The following is a 21,730-nucleotide window of genomic DNA, read 5'->3' as shown; positions in this document are numbered from 1 at the left end:
CGGCTCTAATCAGAGCCGCCGTTTTGCTTCGAGCACACATTCCAGAGCTTCCTCTGCAGTCGCGCCAACACTTGAAAGATGACCCATCTTGCGGCCTGCGCGAGGCGTGTGCTTCTCGTACAGGTGTAGGCGAACGCCCGGAACCTGCAAGGCCGCCCCGAAATTGGGTTCGCCGTTCAACCAGACATCGCCCAGGAGATTCACAATCGCGCATGGGCTGATGAGCGATGTATCTCCAAGCGGAAGATTCAGCGCCGCGCGGACAGCTTGCTCAAACTGGCTCGTGTTGCAACCTCGCTCGCTTTGGTGGTAGCTGTTGTGCGGACGGGGTGCGAGTTCATTAACGAAGAGATCGCCTTGTTTGGTGACGAACATCTCAACGCAGAGCAGGCCTTCGATACCAAGAGCTGCAGCGATTTCGCTTGCAAGAGATTCTGCGCGGACTTCGAGCTCGGGTGAAATGCCAGCGGGGAGAACACTCCAGGCAAGAATCTGGTTTTCGTGATGATTGCGGGCGGCGGGAAAGCTGCGAACCTCACCCGACGGATTGCGTGAGGCCATGACAGAGATCTCAAAGTCGAGATCGAGAGCCTGCTCGGCGACAGCAGGTTTTTGACCTATAGATTTCCATGCTTCAGCGATGGATGCTTCGGTTGTCGGTGAGTCGAGGCCAATGCGTACTTGCCCACGCCCGTCATAGCCTCCGCGTCCGATCTTGAGAAAGACCTGGTTGTCGAGGGCTGAAACAGTTTCTTGCAGTTCGGCTTCCGATTGGACGATGCGGAAAGGGCCGACAGGAAAATTGTGCCTCGCGAGCCACGGTTTCTGCAGCGTCTTGTCCTGGATGATGCGGATGGCCTCAACGCCCGGACGTAGCGGAGCGATGGCCGCAACGCGCGAGAGAGCATCCACGCCGATCTGTTCGATTTCAAGGGTAATGGCGTCGCTTGCTGTCGCAAGCCGCTCGGCTGCAGCAACATCATCCCATTTCCCCACGACGACTTCATCTACGACAAAGCTGGCCGGACAGTTTGGCTCGGGGTCCATGACGCGGACGTGATAACCCATGGTGCGCGCTGCCATAGCCATCATGCGTCCAAGCTGGCCTCCGCCAAGAATGCCAAGGGTTCCGCCGGGTGCAATCACTCCACTGCTCAAGATTTTAGCTCCGCGGCAGGAAGCTCCTGCGAGAGCACTTGCTGCGTGCGTGCAGCGCGCCATTTGGCGAGGCGGTCATAGAGATCCGCGTCGGTTATAGCTAGAATTTCTGCGGCAAGCAGGGCCGCGTTGGCCGCGCCGGGCTTGCCGATGGCGAGAGTGCCGACTGGAACGCCTTTGGGCATCTGGACGATCGAAAGCAGCGAATCCTGGCCGTTCAAAACCGTGGCGGGCACAGGCACGCCGAGGATCGGGACGAGCGTTTTTGCGGCGAGCATTCCGGGCAGGTGTGCAGCTCCGCCGGCTCCGGCAATGATGACGCGCAGCCCGCGCTCACGAGCTGTTTCCGCATAGCTGAAAAGCAAGTCCGGCGTGCGATGTGCGCTGACGATCTTTGCTTCGTACGGAATCTCGAGTTCGCGGAGGATTTCGACTGCAGCGGACATGACCTCGTAGTCACTCTTGCTGCCCATAACGACGCCCACGATAGGGCTGGCTGCCGGCTGCTGGCTCATTTGTTCATTATAAGTAGGAGCGTTGCACTGGTTGCGAGATCACAGATTTACAGAAATACAGATTCTGATGGCGCGGGGGGAGGGGTATCCCCTTTCAGTGCCTGTGCCAGGCTTCGAACGCGACCTCAAGGACGGCGAAGAGGACACTGACAGCGGCGAGAAAGCCCTTCGCGCGCTGCCAGTTCTGCTCGTGGCGTTCCATGCGGCGCTCGAGCTCTGCGATGCGACCGCCGTTGCCGTCGCCCATGAGGCCGTTGATCTGCGACTTGAGGACGGAGAGGTCGCTCAAGACCTGGGCTTCGAATTCATTCATCATGCGCATTGGTTGAACTCCGTAAATGAACAATGGACGGGAACTGGAAATGACTGGTTCCGATCAGAGCGGCAGATTGATGAAGAGTGCCGTCGAGAACTCGGAATAGTTGGGCGGCATAGAGCCATCGAACATCCGAATATAGAAGCGATCATTGGCCGAGAGGCGTGGGAAGGTGAGCGTCTGCTCGGAGCCGCGCAGGACGAGCGTAGAATCGCTGCCCGGCATGAAGGCGAAATCACGAGTGCGAACCTCAAAGCCGCCGCCAGTGGGTGGAGCAACGCCGGTGTCGACAGTGACGCTGCTGCCTGAGAGAGCGGTGACGGCGAGCGCGTTGAGATTGGCGATGGGTGTGTAGCCGGTGGCTGCGGGAAGCCAGGTCTCCGCCGGAACAGTAATGCTGGTCTTGATGGCGAGATCGTCAGCCCAATCATTGGCAAAGGTGATTTCGTACTGGACGAGGTCGGGCGAGCTGGCCGTGTAGGTGATCTCGACGGTGCGGACGACAACCTGAGCATTCAGGCTAAATGAAGTTGCGTTGAGTTGGAGCTCGTCGCCCGGCCAGACGTCTGAAGCAAAACTCTGGCGTGTGCCCTTGTAAGTCCCGCTCCAGAGGGCGCTGACGCCGGAGGATGCCTGCACGATCACCGAGGCGGCCGTGCGGCAATCGGCGGAGCTTCGTGCGGGCGGATTCGTGACAGAGCCAATCCATGCCGAGACGGAGGGCAGGCCAGCAGCGGCAAGAGTGGATTGACTGGCGGAGTTGACAGCGCGCCCTACTGCGCGACCCTGCGTGCGATAAGTAACGGCGATCTGCTCGCCCACTGGAGGAACGTAGCCGGTATAGAAGGCCAGCTTGCCGGTACGCTCAACTTCGCACTCGGAGTTGGCCGTGGAAGGCCCAACACGACGCGTGAAGGGAGCTCCGCCTGAAGGTGTGCAGACAACCCATCCCGAACCGAGATTGGTGAGGCTGAAGGATCGCATGGTTCCCTGGAGATTGATACTGCTGGCAGGCAGAATGCTGCAGGTGTCCGGCAGATTGGGAATGGTGCCGTCATAAAGAATGACGGGCATGCCTGCCACGCCGTCGACGATCTCGACCAGTTCGAAGAGGAGATTGGCTCCGGCGAGATTGATTTTGCCGCCACCGCTGATGCCTCCGCTATCTCCGAAGGAGTAATAGGTAGCCTGAATCCGCTCCTGATCCTGGCAATGGACGCGGACGCGGAGGGTGTACTGATTTGCCGGATTAACGGCGTAGCTGGTACCGGCCGCAGCGCCGATGACGATCGGTTGCAGGCTTACGGCGCCCGTGCCGGATTGCGCGGTGGCCTGGAAGCCTGCAATGCAGGATGCCGCCGTCAGGAGGCCGGAGAAGAAGCCGCCGACGATTCCGGTACTGTTGGCGGCAAGTATCAGGCCGTCGACTTCTAACATGAGAGTCCCGCCCATCTCGATGGGATCGATCCATGTGAGAGGCGTCTGACCATCACGGCCGTTTCCGCCCATCATTGTAAGGCCGGCTGCTCCGATACCGAAGTAGGTAGGGTTAGCCGACCAAACCGCGGGATTAATCTCGGCTTCGTTGAAGAGCTCCGTGATGATCTTCGCTTTTGATGAGGCGATGTAGTAGGGATCGGCGGAGAGCGGAAACTGTGTGGTAATTCCATCGCCAAGGAAGTACTCGGTGGCGTAGGCCCATGCCTCGTTTTCTCCGCAGACAGTGATGTCGTTGGCGAGGGCGCGTTTGGCGCTTGCGGTGAGAGTGAGATTGGAAAGCGTGAGGCTGCCGTCGGTCTCATTCAGCGGATGCGTGGTGCCGGGAACGGGCGTGAGACTGAGTTGGCCGGCAAGCGCGCGATAAGCTGCACGGACCTGGCCTGCGACCTGTGAGGCGCACCCACTGAAGGGCGTGCCGGCGTCCGGCGCGAAGTGGCTGACCTCGAGATTGAGATTGAGCGAGCTGGTGACAAGAGACCTGGCTCCGGTACGCGTGACGAGCGAAGTCATGAGTGCACCTGCGCTCTGACCGCTGGCGCCTTTGCTGGGTGTCATGAGGACCTGATCGAGGAGAACTTCATCACTGATGGCCCGGACAGCATGTCGGTAGCGCGGCCCTTCCAGCGCAAGACCCGCATACTCCGGCATTGGAGCGGCAGCAATGTAGCCAGTGAAGTAGGCCGTGCCATCGTCTCCTGTGACGGCAAGCGACTGATTGCGTACAGGAACAGCAAAGGAACCGTTTGCGGGCAGGCTTAGCCAGAGCTCGCAGACAGATGGCTCGTTAAGTGTGCGCTTGATGAGCAGCGGGTGTGCGGAGTCGAGCGTCGTTGTATAGTTCTGGCTCTGGATGGTGATGATCATGATGAGGAAGGTTCCTATGCAAGATGGTTGGTTTGGTTAGACCAGCGCGTTGGGCGCAGGCAGGAAGCTGCGATAGCAGAGAATGCGTTCACCGTCGAGCGGATCGGTGACCGGAAGCGCGGTGAACTGTGCATGGAGCGAAATGCGTTCGAGCTTACTTTTTGAAGCGAGCGCGATATTTGTTTCTTCCGCTCCGGTGTCAGGCTGAAGACGCGGATAGTGGAAGAAGATGCGTTCGTGCTGCGAACCTTCCATAACGAACAGCGCGGACCATTCCTGAAAAAAGCTGCCACCTTCGCGGTCGACGAATCCAGTAACGGCTTGCGCCTTGGCTCCTGCGGCGGGCACGCCACCTGGAAGCGGAGATGCCAGCGTGAGGGTAGTAGAGGTGACCTGAGAGATTAGCGCGACGTTAAAGGTGATACGACGAATGTAATCGGTATCCGAGATAGCCTGGCGAATGTAGGCGCCGGAGACAGGCGAGCCGGCGTAGCCGGTTTGGCCTGTGTTGTCTATATCAACTGCGACGGCCTGACCCGCAGTGAAACCGATAGTAGAGGACAGCGCGATGGTGGTGGCCGTGGAACCACTCTGTACGGCCGTCGCGGGTGTAGCGTGAGCTCCGACTGCCGCGAGAGCCGCACCGGATGCGGGCGCGAGCAGATTCATATGCTGCGAGCCGGTAGCGAGCGCCATGGTGAGCTTGGTCCAGCCGAGGAATTCAAAGCGGACCTGGGCCGAGAGGGTTTCGCGGATCTGATCGAGTGGCGCAGCAGGAATGCCAGTGTTGATCGCGCCTATTTTGCTCGTGGACTTGCGCGTGAAGCCCTGAATCCAGCCGAGGTCGATCCACGGCGCAGGCGGTGCAGTGAAGTTGAATGCACCCTGTTCAGCGGGATCAAAGAGGACTGGCGTCTGCGCGGCGCGGTTGACGGGCGCAAAGTAGGCGCGCACGCGGCGCGCTACCGGCGCGGAGTTGGAAAACCAATTCGTGGTGGACATCACTCACCCTGCTCCTGATAGCTGTAGACAAGAACCTTGACCACGCGGCTAATACGATCACGCTGCGTGACGATGGGACCAAAGACCTGCTCATCCCAGAAAACCTGAGTAAGCATGGTTGCGGGGGGACTGACCACGTAGCTGAGCTTGGGTGTACAGAAGGGCTGCAGCATTGAGGTGATCTCCTCGTCCATTGCGCTCAGGAGACGGCCGCGGTCAAGTCCACCGAAGCTCTGCGTACCGCAAGTGGAGTAGAGGACCTCGCATTCCTGAGCGACAAGCGTAGAGGCGAGATCGACATCCACGCCGAGCGAGAGCCAGCGCAGTGTATAGACATCGTCCGGCAGCTGCGGAAATGGAGCCTCCGCTTCTTCCACAAGAATGCCGGGCCGGACCGCGCCACGCAGCAGAATGGTTCGATCCGGATTGATGGCGACGAGCTGTGTGCGCAACGCCATGTAGAAAGAATCTTTTGCGTTCTGCATAGAAGACAGGGATCAGGGATCAGAGATCAGAGATCAGCAAACGCTGGTCGGTGAACCCCCCCCTTGTTTTCCTGTGTTCCTTTCCCGGTTCGTGCTTTCGCGGAAGCAGACCGAAGTTGAAAAAACTGATCTGAAAAGATGAGCGTCGGGGATAGTGCGATCAAGACTGATCTCTGACCCCTGATCTCTTCGTTAAACCGCTTGCTGCCGTTGTTCGCGGAGCAGGAGACGGTAAAGATAGATCTGGCCGAAGGCTTCATTGGAGGCGATGGATTCGATGAGATAACTCTGTTCGCCAACAATGACACTCAGCGTCATGGCGAAGAGCGATTGAGCGGATGCGAGATCGAGCGCGCCCACCTGCTCTTCAACGCTGGTAGCCGAGACGAACAGCTCCCACTTCGATTGATTACCTTCCTGCCACGTCGGGCGTAGCTTTCGCATCACCACCGGGCTTACGATGACACTGCCGAAGCCCGTGGCAACCAGACCCATTTCTGACATTGCGCTATCTGTGCTCGTATTTGTGACAACCAGTTGTGCGCTTGCTCCTCCAACGCTGCGGAGCAACGCATCGGCCAGCATCTGCTGCGCGGCAGTGGGGTTGCGCGGTGACGTATCGCTCATGGCTCACCCCAGCCTGTTCGCAATGTAGGGACGAAGCCATGCCTGGACTGTCTCGTCGATAAGCGAACTGGAAAAATATTGCATCTGCATGGTGTCGAGCTTGGACGACTTCGAGTTCAGCGCGGGCTGCGCCTGGGCATTGCGGACGATTTGTGCGCAGGCGCTCAGTACGTCATCGCCAATAGTTGAGAGACCCGCAGTGTAAGTGACCGAGACTTCGTTGTAGGGAAGTCCTAAGAGATTCCAAGGCAACGTAAGCTCGCCGGTATTGGGATCGAAATCGACCGTGGTGGGATCGAGGGTGACCCATTGACCGGGGAGCGAAAAGGCCGACGCAAGTTCCAGCATCGGCGTGTCCACCATCTCGCCGCGGCGCGGGCGCGCGTAGCGGCCCTGAATGCTGACGAGTGGCAAAGTGGCCGGAGCCAGAGATGCGAGCGGCAGATAGCTCAGATGCACTGTTTGCGACCCCGCCGTGACGCGCAGACGCTCCGTGTATTGAATGACGTTCAGGTCCGGCCGCCTGCAGTAGCTGTTAATCAGGGCTGTCGCGGCCGTGATCCAGTCCGCCGTAGTAGTGGCCGGCAATCCATAGTTTGTGTAATCGGATGGCTGCAGATAGGCCATTGCTGAGATCCTTTCAGGAAAAGCAGAAATGAAGAAAAAGGAACCGAGGAGCTAAGGGAACGAGGGACCAAGGGACCAATACCAGCACATTGAAAACTCTCCGGCTGTTGACTTGCAACTGAAGCAGCCAGCATTTTCAAAGTGTTTTTATCGGTCCCAATCCCTCATTCCCTCGTCCCCCGCTTTTTAGCGATCCACCAGCACCTGGTAGTGTGCGTAGGTCGCACCCTTGACCACCGGTGCGCCGAACTTCACAGCCACATACTGGTTGCTGAGAGAGTTAGGCAGGCCGAGCTGGAGAATGCGCGGAGCCGGATCGCCGAGCCAGTGGTACTCAATCAGGTCCTCCGTCACGATGTAGGCAGGCAGCACCGCGGTGCCCGAACCCGGAGTTCCCGTGTAAGACAGGCTCCAGTCAGGAATCAGCGGCAGTTCGCCAGCTTGGGTGGTGATGGCCTTAACCTTGAAGCCACCGGTGATCTCCGTGGTGTTGAGGACCACGTTGTACTCGGTGAGCATTTCCTGATCCATCAGGTCCAGCAGTACCGGGTTGGCATAAATGGCTGTGGGGCGGATATGGAAGCCGCTGCTGGCCACCATCTGCGCCACGGCGGTTTTGATGGTCGTGATGATCTTCTGCGAGGTGGAAACGGTGACAGTGTTGCCGCCCGCTGCAATCTGCGCCGCCACGCCCATGTACTGGTTGGTCGTAGGCGTGGTGAGGCTGGTGTCGTTGCCGTTCCACAGCGCAACGTCGTGCGTAACCATCAGGCCGGAGACCGTGTCTGCAAGATCCTTGGCTTGCAGATACTCGAACTGCTTTTGCTGCTTGCCCAGCTCGATGTCGAAGAGGTTGTAGTTCAGCTGCGACACAAGCGCCTTGAGCGGCACACTGCGCTCCACGCGTGTGGGTGAGACAACCGTCGGTGAGATGGAGCGCGGATTCACAAAACCGGCTGTTGCACCGGGGTTCGGAATCGCAGTCTCCTCAAAATAGCGCGATGGATGACCCGTGGCCGGCACCTGCTTGATGCGCTGGCCGAAGGGGCTGGCCCTGCGGCAGATGTCGAGGATCTCAGTCTGGTACAGCGGAACTTCGATTGCACCGGGTCCGATATAGTCAGCCGCGGCATGGATGTCTGCAAAGGATGCGTTCATGATTCTTCTGCCCCTCCGTGGGGTGTACTACGAGTGATCGGTTGACAGTGGACAGTGAGCAGTGGACAGTGGCGAGCGATCAGCAGATTGCTGTTCACCGTTCACTAGTTGCTGTTCACCGTAGTTATGCGATTGCGCCGGCGCGGAGCAGCTGGCTCTTGACTGCGATCCGCTGCTCGATGCTGAGGCTTGAGAGCGCGGCATCCAGCGTTCGCGCGTCCACCGGGCCCTCGCCGACGCCATGCTTGGCCAGCATGTCGAGCGTGGCGCTCGGTACTGTTTTGCGCAGCGGCGCAAGCGCCGAGTGCGCTGGAGTTGCCTGAGCAGCACTGGCTTTCAATTCCGCCAGTTCCTTTTCCATGGCCTCCAGCTTCGCGGCCAGCTCTTCTTCACGGCGGCTCTGTTCCACCGTTGCGGATATGCGTTCCACTTCGCCGGAGAGCGCGTTTTGCCGCTCTTCAAGCCAGCCGAGCGTGCGCTCCAGCAGGTTGGCCGCGGCCTCCAGCCGTGCCGTTACATCCTGCGATTCCCTTTCCATACTGTTTCCTTTCTGTGTTGTGATTCGTCCAGGGGAGGACTTGGCCAACAAATGAAAAGGCCCCGCGAACGCTGTTCGCAGAGCCTTCCGTGCTTCCGGTTGCCCGGATCTTGAAAGGGACGGAGCGCCGTGCCACTTGCCGTTCCGTGAAAATGGCGCTCCGTCCAGAGAAAGAAGAAGCAGTTACGCCACTTTGGAAGCGCGCTCCGGCTTCTCCTTCTTCATACGGAAGCTGGTAGCACGGTATGCCGCCTTCTCCCGCAGTAAAATCGCCGCGCCAGTAAAGGTGACGCGTGTGAGCTTCCAGACTTCGGCACGCATATCGTCCACGCGCGCATCCGCCAGTTCATAGCTCATACCGAGCGCGGTGGGTGTTTGCGCTTCAATCGCCTCTGCTACATCGGGGAAGTCCCTTGCATAGAGGTAGCCGCTCACGATAATTCGATTGCCCGCCAGGGTAGCCTCTGTGATGACGCCGATCTTGCGCCTCGCATCGTGGCCGTCCCAGCCGGGACGGTAATCCACGGCCATGCCCAGCAATGAGGCAAGCGCTTTTTCCGCTGCCGCATGCGTGAGCATGACACGATGACCGCGCGCGCCCGAAGGCGCCTGGTCACTTGGTTGATTCACGATAGTGAGAACTCCTTCGAAGGGAACCCGGTTAGGGTGGCCTTCAACGGGAGGGATCCTCAGTGCCATTGCTTCCAATCTCATGTATTTCCCCGCGGTCCGCCGGACTTCCGGCAGTTATTTTTGTTGCTGTATTGCTTCAACTGCAGCCGGTCGCATCTCCGCCGCTCCCTGTACCCTGTATCCACCGGCGAAGATGGCGACCGGCTGTCAGTCATGGGAAACCGCTGCCAAGTTCGGCTCCCCTTTCTGCGGGAGCGGCCCAAGCCCCCGCATGGCGCGCACTTCATCTACTGTGAGCACACCGGCCTGCAGAAGCTGTACCTGTACCTGCAGTTCGGTCTGCTCGTCGCGCGCGCTCAAATCGTTGAAGACAAATTCAAATTCCCGCCAGCCAATGCACTTGTCAAAGAGATCGCGCGTGATGTGCTGCGCGATAAGCGTGGCCAGTGGTTGTATCGCACCCCGGAAGGCTTCGTCGGCCATCTCAGAGGCGGTCGATTGATTCACATCCGCTTCGAGTCCGAGCATCAGCGGTGAAATCCCAAACGCATTCGCCACCATGCGAATGAGGAACTCCTGCCAAGCGAGACGCAGATCAGCATCGGTGCCCTGCGCGAAGCGAAGCACCTCGGGCTTCTGCTCAGTCGAGAGCACAGGTACGCGGCCCGTGCCTTCGATCTCGTCTTGCCACCAGCGAATGAGCCGGTCGTGCTGCTGTGGTGTGGCCTCATTGAGCCAGATCGCATACTGTGCCACGGCATTCGCGGCCAGCTTGCCCGCGAAGCGATGCGCGGAGAGAAATTCGTTGACAGTCTCGAAAGCAACTTCGAGCGGCCCAAGCCCGAAGGGCGTAAAGCTGCGAGGGTTCATGCGGATGTACATGAGTTGGCTGTCGAGCAGATCCACAGCGTTCGTAGGTACCTGGCCGAGGGCGACCTGTGCATAGCGCGGCGTCTCGGGATCGCCGTCCCACCTGGCGTTGATGCGGATCGATGCCCCATCGACGGGCCAGAGCATTGCAGGGCGCTCGGGCTCGTCAGTGGTCTCCATCTCGATGGCGCCGTAGCCGCCTGTGAGCGCGTCCTCGATGACCTGCTCGATGAGTGTGCGAAAGCTATCAGTGGCGTTCGGCTCTTCGAGCACACGGCGGAGCGCTCGCAACTTGCGCTCGACATAGGCCACCTTCTCTAGCTGCACACCACGCCGCATGCGCACATTCCAGTCCATGGCAGCGATCCGATCCTTGATTACGTTGATGGCGCGCCGCACTACCGGCGTCTCCGCAAAACGGCGCAGATTGGCCGGGGTGGGCTTGGGAAGGTGCTGTCCTGAAAGTCGCCCGCTTCCAATCAAGGGGCTCAGGATTGAAGGCAGCGCCAGCGTCTTGCGTGCTGCATCGGCGGAACCAGCGCTCGCCTCCAGTGTTTCGCGGCTCGCCCCGCCGCTCGTCGCCTGGCGCCAGATCTGCTTCAGTTGTTCTCCCATTTTCACGCGCATGGTCCTCTTCTCCCGCCTTGTATTCAAGGCATAAAAACGAAAAGGCATGACCCTGAGGCCATGCCTTTTGCGAAATCCGATTGTCAGAGCCTGTTCCGTTCAGCGCGATCCGCGCTGCCGTCTTCAGCTCCTCTCATTTACAAAAACAATGCTAGCAGAAAACTTGATAATTATGTGCAAACTATTTTGCATATTTTGCGATTATTTTTCTCGTCCTGGACCGACGCGTATTATCCTACGCGCAATTCTCTCCGCGCTGTTTCCGCCACGCGGCCCAGATCCGAGGTGGTTAGCACACGAATGCTGTGCTCCTCCATGGTTTCCACTCCAAAGCGGTACAGCTCCAGCCGCTCCGGCTCATCTTCTGTTGCTCTAACCTTTGCTGCAGGCTCGATAATTGCAGTCAGCTCGAGCGACGCCTTCTCGATGCGCTCGACTCCTGCCCGCAATCCGGCTGCCGAAAAGGCCAGCACTTTCGCCATCTCCACGCCTGGCTCCAGGCTTACCGCATGAAACATGCGGATGATTCCATTCGGCCGGTAGCCCGCATCGATGCGAAGCGGGTCTCCGGGACGCGTGTATTCGGAGGCGCGAATCTGTTTCCGCATTAGCTCCCACACGCCGGCACGTTCGAACTCGCCGCGCATCGCGGCCTGAATCGCGCTGCGCCCGCGGAGCTTCGAAACTCGCTCGCGCGGCGGCGGTTCAACATACAGCCGCATTAGCTCTTCTACTCCTGCGGGCAAGCTTTCTGCCAGATACCCTTTCGGTTCGGTCATCTGCACATTTAGCGAAAGCGACTCGGAGAGAATCTGCTTCAGCTTGCCTTCCGGCTCTGCGCTCAACGTTCGGCGCAGCTCGTTTTCCATGCCTTCCAGCATTGCCGTGTCGGCCTCCGGGTCGAGACAACGCACTCGGCGCCAATCGCGTGTAAAACGGACCTGAACCGGTTCGCCGGTTCCGGGCTCGCGCAGAATCACGCCGATATGCACAAACTCGTTTCGGACCGCATCCGGTACGTATCGGAGCAGCTGAAACTCACAGTTTCGTCTTGGCCTTCCAGACGCCATCGTCTCCTTAGTTCACCCTGCTCTCATTCGTTCCAGCCTAGTTCACTCTGCCTTCGATGCTAGCTTCCCAGCGCGAATCGTTCCAGTCTTTGGCAGCGAATTTATCGCCGAGACCCCAATTCGGAAATGGCTGACGGTCGGAGTTCCCGAACGCCTCGATCAACTCGCGTATCTTTCCGCGCCGCGCAAGCAGCTTTTCAACCAGAGCCTCCAACTCGGAGATATTTCCGCCGTACCACTCATGCGGAATCTCATTGACTGCTTCCCACACCACATCTTCGGAGAGCTTCTCGATCCGGGACAACCATTTGTCGAAAGACTCCCATCCACGCACTTCCCTGTAAACCACGTTGCGATAGTAGATACCACGCAGCGGCAGATCTTCAAAGCGCCATTCCCCTGCATGAAAGCAATATCCGAAATCGATAAAATGTGCCGTATATCTTCGCTCACGCTGTTTTCTTACAAAGACGGCCTGACGGCCGTTGGCGTTGCCGGTCCATTTATCCAGCGCCAGAACTCCAGCGAACTCCTCGATGTTCTTTACCTCGGCCAGCTGTTCCTCCGGCAGATAATCGACAACCTGGCCTGGCATCAATCCGCCGGCGAAACGCGAGCCGAAGTGCAGGCCTGGCTTGCACCGCTCCCGGCTGCGTCCAAGGTCCATCTCCAGTTCAGGCGTGTTCTCAATCAGCCACTCCGATACATCAATCAGATCCGCCTGGGGCGTCGTTAGTCCGATTGCCCTGGCGAGGCGCGTGGCCAGAAACTCATTGGCCAACACCCGCGTGTGTTGCGGGTTGTTCTGGAACTTGACAACATACACGTGACCGTCTTCGCCCAGCATCAACTGCCCCTGTGCGCCGCCGCGCATACGCCGGATATGCTGTACTGCATCTACCGCCAAAATCGCTCCTGTTTCACGTTGTAGGATTTGACTGATTCTAGCGTACAGTGATCAGTTTCTGTTCCCTCCTTCCAGCATCTCCGCGCGGGCAGCGAGCCCAATCGCCATTGCCATCACGCGATCGTCGTGCGTTCCGGCGCGTGCGCCGGTGTTGCCGTCGGGAAGCCGCACAAAGGTTCGGCACTCGGCCAGCAGCTCCCGGCTCATGAACAGCTCCGGCTTTTCCACCAGCGCGGCGTTCAATCGGGACAGCATCGCAGGCCGGCTCACGGAGCTGGTCAACCATCCCATCTGTCCGCTCTGCCGGAAAATGTTGCGATATGTGCAGACGGTTTCAAGCAGCGCCAAAATGCCGCTACCGTGGTTGTTGCGTTCGACAGCCAACCATGCCTGGTTATATTCGCAGGCCAGCTCCTTCACCTTCTGCGCCAGCTCAAAGCCGCCCATGTGTGCAGCGAACTCCGCACATTGCATTCCTGTTTCCATATCGATCACCTGCGCCGCGGAGTAGTCTCCTTCGCTGCCGCCGCCCGCGGGATCAACTGCCACCAGATACCTTCTGCCACGCACGGCCGGAAGCCAGATGCGAAGCTCTCCATTGCACCGTGTCTCCATCGGCTCGGGTACATCGAGAATGCGCCGTTCCAATGGTTCGCGCTCGAAGATCGATTCACCGCTCGCCAGAAAACAGCTTTCGGCGTCCTCCGCATATTCCTGCTGCGCCAGTCCGTGAAAACTGGCACGCAGATGCCTGCGGTAGCCAATCTGTTCAAGATCCAGACCGTGAAGCTCTATCAATTTGTTCTCTTCTTCTGTGAGAGAAGCCAGATCTACGGCAGTTCCGCGATAACGGGCTTCCATCCACCAGGGAAAGAAGTGTCGCACTGTGCCTGTCTCATCGGCCTTCTTCCATTCCTCGTAAAAACATCCGCCTGTACCTTCCGGCGTGGACTCGAGAATCACCTCCGCGCCCGGTGCGAGCGCAGCCCGCAGCCCGGCGAGAATCTCCGCCGGATTGAGCGGCCAGCGCGCCAGCTCCGAGCAGTGCAGGTTCTGAATCGTCCATCCGCGTCCGGCGTTACGGTCGCCTGCTGAGACAACGCGGTATTGCGAGTCAATCTCCGGAAAGACGATCTGCCGAGCATTCTGCCGCGAAGTTCTGAGAGGTCCTTCGCGGAGTTCGTCCGGCAGCCAGTCCAGAAACCGGTGCACCATGCGAAAAATTTCCTCGGCGGCATCCTGCGCATGCGCTACCTGTACAGTCATGGCTCCCGGGTGAGTGATGGTCTTGAGAAAGAACCGCGCGGCGGTCCATGTTGTCAGCCCCATTTGCCGGGCTTTGAGGACAATGTTGCGCTGGCCGCGACGCTGCTCGAAGATCTGCTGCACGGCATTGGCGCGCAGCGGCCTCGTGCGTCCGTCCTTGGTGCGGACGAACAGCAGCTGCTCGGCCAACTCCATGCATACTGTCCGTCCTTGCAGATGGGCCGGACTGCGGTCCAGGATCTTGCCTACCTGCGCAAGATCCTCCCGCGTCCAGCTTTCTGCCCCCAGTATGGGCTCTTCGACATTCATGCTCAGCTCCCTTGTTTCCAGCCGTTTAGTTATGCAGCGCAATCTGCGGCATGGTGACGTAGGCGCTCCAGTTATCGGCCGGGGGCGTGATGGCGGAGTTCAAGGCTCCTCCGGTTGTAGAACTGCCGACAGATGGAGCGGAGCCACCCACGGCCACCATGACAGCTCCTACGCTAGCCAACGTTGCGGTTGCTGAGCTGGCCGTGATGCCGAGGTAGTAGCGGATGCCGCCAAACAGGCCGCAGGCGCTGGTAAAGGAGAGCGTCACTGTGTTCGTGTTTGGAGCAAATATCGATCCCGGCGTGTTTCCGAGGTGGCATACAAGCCCGCCTGAGGCGTTGTAGATGCCGATGTCGTAGAAGTCCGAGCTACTTGCATCGGCTACGGAAGGTGTGTAGCTGACCTTCGAGGCCGAGAGGCTTCCCGGAAGCACGAAGCTGTACAGCCCGGTGAGATTAGAAGAGAATGCGACACCCGGAGAGCTTCTCTGGCCTCCACTGGTCCATTCCGTCAATTGATAGCCGGTCTGCGAGGCGATGGCGCTGTGAACGAAGGCATCTGTCGCCACCTGCGTCGAAGCATCCGTTGTGGTCTGCGTTGTCGCTGTCGAACCATTGGCCAGCGTCTTCGGATCGGTTTCTGCTGGCACGAAGGCCATAAAGCCGACGGATTCCGCTCCCAGCGCAGCTGCCGGCGCATATCGCACAATCAGGACATCGCCCACCGGCACGGATGCGGTGCTGAATGCGCAGGCATCCGGCGCTCCCTTTTGACCATGGATCGAAAAGGTATTGGCCGCGTTGAATGTAAAGGAGCATGCAGCCACAATCGAGCCTGCCGTGTTGTCATACACGACGAAGCTCTGCGACCCCGCCGTGCTAACCTTCCCTCCGACCACGAGATACATCTGCGAGGTTTGTGGAACGCGCATACCCACCGCCCAGGGCTCGCCGGCCGCATTGATCTGCACTACTGCCCCCGTAGGAGTGGATGTATACCAGTAGCCTGGAGCCGGGTTCCCGTCCCCGGGAACGCTGGGCGCATAGCTTACGCTGGATGCGCCCGGTCCGTTGACCTGCGATGTGGAGTAATCCAGCACGAGACCGCAACGCGAAGTAAAGGGCGAGCCGGCGAATCCGCTCAGGAAGCTGCCATCGAACTCGCCCGGAATGCAACGCGGCAGATTGGCGCGCATAGGAAGAAGCGGAAAGTTGGAGTTGTTGGCGGTGACGGTATTTCCGTAACCCGTATCGTTCACCAGTGCCGTAAGTGAGTTGTTAGCATTTAGAGCCAGGTTGGCGGCTACAAAAGTGTTGCCGCTGCCGCTTAGTTGCAATCCGGCAGTCGCCGGCGTTGCGATTGCCGGTCCGCCAATGAGCACGTCCGTGACAAAGCTCTGGTTTGCCTGCCATGCGACATATGGTCCGCCGCACTGGGTCAGCGAGCCGGCGAGGATGGTCCACTGTGAGCCCTGCCAGCGCTGATTCTCACCGCTGTTTGGACTCCAGCACTCGTGATAGAGATGTGTCACAGTGGAGTTGCCCGCACCGTTGAGCGGTCCGTTCAGGAAGAAGGGCCCGAGGGCGAGAGGATGATTGGCGGAATAGATGTTGAGTCCGTCGATAATGCGGTGATTTCCCGCATACTGTACGAAGGGAATCTGTGTGCTGAAATCCACGTCATGATAGGTGGCTGTATCAGGCGTCCATGTGATCTGGTTGTTGGATGTGGGCAGCGCCTCGATATATCCGTAGTAGAGGTTCTGCGCCGTGATGCGCGTGAACCGCGAGCGGTAAGGCGGCTGCTGGAAAAACATGGCGCAGGAGTGGTTTGCGAATGCCGGCGTGCCGGGGGCGGCGCGGAAGGTGACATCCTCAAACATCATCTGCGGACCGCCGATAGTGGCGCCGTTAGAGCCCGGGACGGCAAAGCCGCAGTTTCCGATATACCAGGGCGGCGCGATCCCGGCGCCCCAGGTGCCGTTGAGGTTGGAAGCCGCTCCGCTGTAGGCGGGCGCGAAGGTGACCTGAGACGCACCATTGGCGCCCGCCGCCACTGAAGTAATGGCGGCATTCAGGCCGATGCCGGGAATTGAGACAGGCTGACCGATCACCATCCATGATGGAAGCAGATTGAAGTTTCCACCGTTCGTGGCGGGCGTGGCAACGGTCAACTCGTCAAAGGTACCGTCCGAGCTTGTGCTGATGGCTGCTCCCGTAAAGTTGACCGGGCCCGGGGCAATGTTTGTGCTGATGGCTGCTCCCGTAAAGTTGACCGGGCCGGGGGTAACGGCCGCAGAGAGGGCGGTGAGGCTGCCAGTGCCGTTTGCCGCCAAGCCGGTAACGCGGTTTGAGTAGCTTCCGGAGGGTCCGGAGATATCTATGCTGGTATCAACAGTGATCTGCAGACCTTTGACATAGGAGTAGCTCGATGAGATGGGGCGCCCATCCGGCCACTGAAAGACATCCTGGCCGGGAAGACCGGTTACGACACTCGCCACGGAGCCCTGTCCCTGAATCGGCACGGCGCTGTTTACCTTGCTGCCGGCGCTGAGATCGATGGTTCCGATCAGGCAAGAGTTGTTCCCTTGTGTTGCCGGGAATAAAAGTGTGGCTTTGGCCGCCGCGGCTGCATTGTAGGCGGCTTGAACGGCGGAGGTATCGTCCGTGCCGATTTCAAAGTTTCCGCTTGGATTGTTCGAGTTGTTGGGAACTGTGGCAGATGCGGTTGCGGACAAGGTAATCTGCGTTGCGCCCTGGAAGCTGGCGACTGAGGTGATGAGCGGTCCATAGTTGGGGTTGGCCGTGGTTCCGTTGTTCGCGCCGGCGCCCCAGACGATGATCGTGCGGCCGACGAGAGCCGTTGTGAATCCAGCCCCCGTGAGAATCGCTGAGTTCAAGCTGATAGAGCCGCTACTGAACTGCACCAGATTGCAGGCAGCATTGTAGGGCGGCGCCATGATGCTGATGACATTGTTGGCGCTGGAGACAGAGGTATTGGAACTGACGGCGGAAGCGGCGACACTGCCGGTGACGTTGAGGCCGCTGCTTCCATTGGATGAGACACCGGGCAGTGCGGCCTGAGCGCCGAGGCCGGTGAGAGCAGTTGCGGCAGTGGTGGCGCCGGTGCCGCCGGCGGCGATTGAAAGATTGGTGACGCCGGCGATGGTGGTGCCGGTGCTGCTATAAACCGCGATCTGGCCGTTGGTGCCGGAGTTGATGGTGCCGGTGCCGCCAGAGCCTGTTCCGGTACCGCAGGCGGTTCCGGTATTGGACAGGTAGCCGGAGTTATCGACCTGCACACAGTATTTGCCGCTGGTAGCGGCAAGGCCAGGGAGCTTGATGGCAGTGGGGCTCTGGAAGGCTGCATCGAGATTCGCGCTGCCGCCGGAATAGATGTCGGTTTCCGCGCCAGCACCAGTCTCGTAGTTCAAGCGGATATGTCCTGTGGCGTTGCTGGTGTCGAGGTACGTATCACCGGAGTTGGTGTTCTGGTAAGCCTTGAGAATGTCGATGTTGCCGGGCGCGGAGTTGAGTGCCCAGTTGTTGCTCGCGTCCTTAAGCAAGTACCACTGGCTTGTGCCGGTGTAGTCCTTGTAAGTGAAAGATCCCTTTTGCGTGGCAGTAAGGCCGGGCTGCAGGTAGTAGTCCACTTCAGTATCCGCAGCATTTTTAACGCTCAGCGTGCCTGCGGAGAGTGAGGTTCCATTCACCGAGAGGCTGCCGGTGAACTGCGCGTTGCCAGTGTTGCTGATGGTGGCGATCGCGGTGCTGGTTGCGCCGCCGGAGCCGATGACCACGCCGCCGGTGCCTGCATTGTTGGAACCATTGAGAACGATGGCGCCTGTGCCGGCTGAATTCATGACGGTCTGATTGTTCGTGCTGCCCTGGGAGACGATTTCGGCGACGGAGTTGGGCGCGGTGAGCTGGTTGGTTCCGGCGAATGTGACCGTGGGTGCTGACGTGTATCCGCTGCCGCTTGCGGAGACTGCTACGGATGAGACCTGGAAGCCCGCGCCACCATTGCAGCTGAGGCTGGTGGAAGCCGCCATGCTGGCTGCGGCTGTGGCGCCGGTGCCTGCACCGCCGGAGATGGTAATGGTGGGCGGCGTGTTGGTGGTGTAGCATCCGCCGTTGTTGAGCACGATGTTGGTGACGACGTTGGCCGTGGTGGAGAGATACTGGCCGACGGAAACGCGGTTGATGTTGTTGATCCTGTCCGCAAGCGCCCAGGTCTGGAAGCCGGTTCCCATGGCGTCGGAATAGCCTTCTTCCCAGCGCGCGCCGAAGTCGGTGACGATCTCGTTTTCCATTCCGCGCTCATTGCCTGTGCCGGTGCCGATGCGGAGGTGATTGGTAAGGGTAGCGTCCTGCTGGCTGGCATAGGTATCGCCGTTGATGCCGTTGGCGGTACGGTGAAAGGCATCCCAGAAGCTGTTTCGGCTGCCGTTGTCTATCAACTGGCCGGTAAAGAGCGTGCCGCCGGTGAAGACGGCATTCTCCTTGGAGCCGGAATCGGCCTGGTACTGAACGGTGGAGTTCTCATTGCGAAGTCCGTTGACGGTGTTGTTGATGGCATTGGGGCCGAGATGGAACATGGTGAAGCAGCTTTCCACGTCGCCGCCGGACCATGTGTTGCCGTCACCCTCGATCACATTGACGCCGACGGTGCCAACGATGGGAGTGCCACTGTTGGTAGGGCAGACGACGTGTGTCTTGACGAAGGTGCTGGCGTTGGCGAAGTTGCCGACGTTGTCGCCAGTGAGTTGCCAGCCGATGCCGAAGGCGTTGATGTAGACATCGATGAAGGTTCCGCCTGCGTAATTGCCTGCGCCGTTGAGCACGACGCCCATCTGGCCGACGTTCCCATTGCCGTTGAGGTAGATGCCGTCGAGACGGACCTCCTGCGCGCGCTCGAAGTAAATGCCGGCGGCGTTTGCTCCTGCGGAAGCGGCGTTGATGTTGATGTCGTGCATGTAGAAGCCAGGCGTGTTCGTGGCTCCGGTCATGTCGCCGATCTGGAAGGCGTTGCTTGTGCCTGTGTAGACCCAGACCGTTCCGCCCTGTGTTCCTGAAGCCGTGGAGCCGCCCTGGAACCCGCAGCCGTGAACGACGACGTTACGGGTGCCGGCGGTGACGATGAACTGCGCACTGGTGGTGATGGTGGCGCAGGGCAGATCGATGACTGAGTTGGGTGTGGAGATGGTTACGTTCGAGGCGATGGTGAGCGTGCCGGGAAAGTTGCGGGCATCGCAGACGCCGCCGAAGGTGGAGTTGAGGTTGTTGACGCAGGCTTGTAACTTGGCTCCGATGTCAGTGCCGGGAAACTGATCTACCTGATAAACGGCGCCGAGCTGCACGGCGGTGAGTGGTCCTGTGGCCGCGCCGCCGGCGAGGGGGAGGGCCAGCGCGAATTGTCCGTCGACGTAATGCTTGTCGGCGGCCTGAAGGGGCGTGGTTGGGTCGCCGGAGAGATAGAGCGGCCCGGTGAGAGTGCCACCGCTGGCCGTGAGATCGCTGGCTTGAGCGGCTGCGATGGCCTGATCGACATAGGCCTTGTTTACTGCCTGGACGGCCTGCGCGGCAGGCATGATCTGCGCGCGCACCCCGCCGATGGTGGCTTGCGCGGCGGCGGGAATGGTCCAGTACTCGGTGTGAACGCTGCCATCCGAGAGGTTGTAGATGACCGTGTAGAAAAGCCCGCCGGGATACGCTCCCTGGTTGGCGGAGAGATTAACGCTGACGAAGCCATCCGCGCCAATGGTCACCATGGTTCTGCCTGCGGCGACTGCCTGACCGGCGGCGGTGGTGAAGGACGGCCAGCTGATTTGCAATGTGCCTGCGGCAGGCTGACCATTGGCCAGATAGACGGTTCCCTGCACGGTGGTGGTGGTGACACCCTGGGCGAATGCGGCCCAGACCATGCCGAGCCAGAGGAGCCAATACGTGAGCCACTGTCCGGCGCGGATCAGGTTTTCGCGAAACCGGTCTCTATGCGAATTGCCTGCGCGCAAACGGCCTGGGCGAGCGGCCTCGATTGCCTGATTGTCTGTACTTATCTGTCGCTTGAAGGTGTGCACGTGAGTTTCCTCTTCCCGCCAGGGCAAAAATTTGGGCATCTGCCGAATGCGCGGCAGATGCCCGGAGTGGTTGGTACTTGAGTAGTTAGTGCTTAGTGGTTCGTTGTTCGTGGACAGAAAAAAGGCCGGAGTATTGGCTCCGGCCTTTTTTCTGCGCGAGATGCATGTGGTCAGGCGTAGATGGACGTGCCTGACTGGTTGAGTAATGCTTGCTTCGGTTCATGGCCGGAGGCGCTGGGCCGCGGCGTGCTGCGGCAGGAGCGAGATCCGGGTATATCCATGGTCTGGAACTGGCCGGTCAGATTCGAAGTTCTTAGAGGCAGTCCGATTTCGTTTACGTGCGTGTTTCCTACATCGCTGATGTTGCTGTGCTTCTTCCCATCCGGTTGCGCGGAGCGAGAATTGGCCACCCTGACCGTTTCATCGACGAGTTTGTCGACCATTTCCGCGACCGCATAGGCGCGGGCTTCGACCGCCGGGTCGGGAATCTGTCCGAGTTCCCGGCTTGCTGCTTCCTGCGCTGCTTCTGCTTCGTTCTGCTTCTTATCTTTGTCCTGCTGCTCGCATTCGATAGCCCATCTGCTAATGAGGTTGGGACGTCGAGCCTGTCCTTCTTCTTCGCTCACTTGCAGCACTGCGCCGGAGGCAAATTTGACGATGGTTGTTCCGGCGGTGACTTTGTTTTCTTCAAAAAACAGGTGAGAAAAATGGTTCACAAACTTTTCAGCGTTTGCGACGATGAGGTCGTACGCCAACTGATTGACCAGGATGATGCCGGGGTTCAGCTGTGTTGGCTGCTGCTCTTTTCTGCTGCTGCGGTTGAACGTTCTGCAATTGCTCATAATCTAATCTCCGGTTCTATTTAAGTTAGGTACTTCTCCGGACGAAGCCCCCAGGGCAGAGATCGAAGCAGTGTTTGCACGATCTGCTTAAAACACCTCTGCCCAAATGCGCCAATTTGCGCGCGCGTTGCTATAAACTTCCGAGCGCATTGAAGCGACCGCCGCGCACGTCGACATGCGAGACAGTTGACCGATGCCCTGAAGGCTGAATCCGTTTGTAATGTATGCGGAACGACACGGCTGCTCCGCGAAGCGCAAGAAGGCTCCGGGAAGCTCATCGCTCCCTGTGTGTTCTCTTTTGTCTTGACTATGTTTTAAGAGTACCGAAACAGGCCAT

The 21,730-nt window shown here is 59.3% G+C and carries 17 protein-coding genes; all 17 read right to left on the bottom strand.

The annotated features are described in order from the left end of the window. Nucleotides 1–9 precede the first annotated feature (9 nt). The 17 genes from purK to VO84_RS09275 all read right to left on the bottom strand — a co-directional run bounded on the left by purK (nucleotide 10) and on the right by VO84_RS09275 (nucleotide 21,393). Complete coding sequence (gene purK / locus VO84_RS09355) at nucleotides 10–1,158, bottom strand: 5-(carboxyamino)imidazole ribonucleotide synthase (RefSeq protein WP_058187383.1); 1,149 nt, start codon at nucleotides 1,156–1,158, stop codon at nucleotides 10–12. After that, complete coding sequence (gene purE / locus VO84_RS09350; protein WP_058187382.1) at nucleotides 1,155–1,673, bottom strand: 5-(carboxyamino)imidazole ribonucleotide mutase; 519 nt, start codon at nucleotides 1,671–1,673, stop codon at nucleotides 1,155–1,157. Before purE ends, purK begins: the two co-directional genes overlap by 4 nt. A gap of 94 nt (nucleotides 1,674–1,767) precedes the next feature. After that, nucleotides 1,768–1,995, bottom strand: coding sequence for a hypothetical protein (locus tag VO84_RS09345; protein ID WP_058187381.1), 228 nt, complete (start codon nucleotides 1,993–1,995; stop codon nucleotides 1,768–1,770). Nucleotides 1,996–2,049: 54 nt separating this feature from the next. Further along, the gene (locus VO84_RS09340; protein ID WP_058187380.1) at nucleotides 2,050–4,353 is read right to left on the bottom strand and encodes a hypothetical protein; all 2,304 of its coding nucleotides are present in this window, start codon (nucleotides 4,351–4,353) and stop codon (nucleotides 2,050–2,052) included. A 36-nt stretch (nucleotides 4,354–4,389) separates the two neighbouring features. After that, nucleotides 4,390–5,355, bottom strand: a complete 966-nt coding sequence (locus VO84_RS09335) for a hypothetical protein (RefSeq protein WP_058187379.1) — start codon at nucleotides 5,353–5,355, stop codon at nucleotides 4,390–4,392. Beyond that, entirely contained in the window at nucleotides 5,355–5,813 is a 459-nt protein-coding gene (locus VO84_RS09330; protein WP_231737856.1) for a hypothetical protein, read from the bottom strand. The genes VO84_RS09335 and VO84_RS09330 overlap by 1 nt, the downstream gene beginning before the upstream one ends. Nucleotides 5,814–6,032: 219 nt before the next feature. After that, nucleotides 6,033–6,467 carry a hypothetical protein gene (locus VO84_RS09325; RefSeq protein ID WP_058187377.1) on the bottom strand — a complete coding sequence of 145 codons (435 nt, stop codon included), beginning with the start codon at nucleotides 6,465–6,467 and terminating at the stop codon, nucleotides 6,033–6,035. A 3-nt stretch (nucleotides 6,468–6,470) separates the two neighbouring features. Beyond that, nucleotides 6,471–7,094, bottom strand: coding sequence for a hypothetical protein (locus tag VO84_RS09320; protein ID WP_058187376.1), 624 nt, complete (start codon nucleotides 7,092–7,094; stop codon nucleotides 6,471–6,473). 186 nt (nucleotides 7,095–7,280) lie between these two features. Continuing rightward, nucleotides 7,281–8,252: a hypothetical protein gene (locus tag VO84_RS09315; RefSeq protein WP_058187375.1), complete on the bottom strand. Its 972-nt coding sequence runs from the start codon at nucleotides 8,250–8,252 to the stop codon at nucleotides 7,281–7,283. A gap of 124 nt (nucleotides 8,253–8,376) precedes the next feature. Beyond that, on the bottom strand, nucleotides 8,377–8,790 hold the full coding sequence (locus VO84_RS09310; protein WP_058187374.1) for a hypothetical protein: 414 nt from the start codon (nucleotides 8,788–8,790) through the stop codon (nucleotides 8,377–8,379). 183 nt (nucleotides 8,791–8,973) lie between these two features. Then, complete coding sequence (locus tag VO84_RS09305; RefSeq protein WP_231737855.1) at nucleotides 8,974–9,489, bottom strand: hypothetical protein; 516 nt, start codon at nucleotides 9,487–9,489, stop codon at nucleotides 8,974–8,976. Nucleotides 9,490–9,630: 141 nt separating this feature from the next. Next, complete coding sequence (locus VO84_RS09300) at nucleotides 9,631–10,920, bottom strand: phage portal protein (protein ID WP_231737854.1); 1,290 nt, start codon at nucleotides 10,918–10,920, stop codon at nucleotides 9,631–9,633. Nucleotides 10,921–11,150: 230 nt separating this feature from the next. Next, nucleotides 11,151–11,990 carry a DUF3037 domain-containing protein gene (locus VO84_RS09295; RefSeq protein ID WP_058187372.1) on the bottom strand — a complete coding sequence of 280 codons (840 nt, stop codon included), beginning with the start codon at nucleotides 11,988–11,990 and terminating at the stop codon, nucleotides 11,151–11,153. Between the two features lie 37 nt (nucleotides 11,991–12,027). Then, nucleotides 12,028–12,897: a HipA family kinase gene (locus tag VO84_RS09290; RefSeq protein ID WP_197413970.1), complete on the bottom strand. Its 870-nt coding sequence runs from the start codon at nucleotides 12,895–12,897 to the stop codon at nucleotides 12,028–12,030. A 51-nt stretch (nucleotides 12,898–12,948) separates the two neighbouring features. After that, complete coding sequence (locus tag VO84_RS09285) at nucleotides 12,949–14,472, bottom strand: terminase (RefSeq protein WP_058187370.1); 1,524 nt, start codon at nucleotides 14,470–14,472, stop codon at nucleotides 12,949–12,951. A 25-nt stretch (nucleotides 14,473–14,497) separates the two neighbouring features. Continuing rightward, nucleotides 14,498–20,551, bottom strand: coding sequence for a beta strand repeat-containing protein (locus VO84_RS09280; protein WP_058187369.1), 6,054 nt, complete (start codon nucleotides 20,549–20,551; stop codon nucleotides 14,498–14,500). Nucleotides 20,552–20,721: 170 nt separating this feature from the next. Then, entirely contained in the window at nucleotides 20,722–21,393 is a 672-nt protein-coding gene (locus VO84_RS09275; protein WP_058187368.1) for a hypothetical protein, read from the bottom strand. Nucleotides 21,394–21,730: the final 337 nt, after the last annotated feature.

Origin of the sequence: Occallatibacter gabretensis (assembly GCF_001449115.1) — a bacterium.
GTDB lineage: Bacteria > Acidobacteriota > Terriglobia > Terriglobales > Acidobacteriaceae > Telmatobacter > Telmatobacter gabretensis.
The sequence above is the reverse complement of the archived record's forward strand: the minus strand, read 5'-3'. Positions and strand labels throughout refer to the sequence as shown.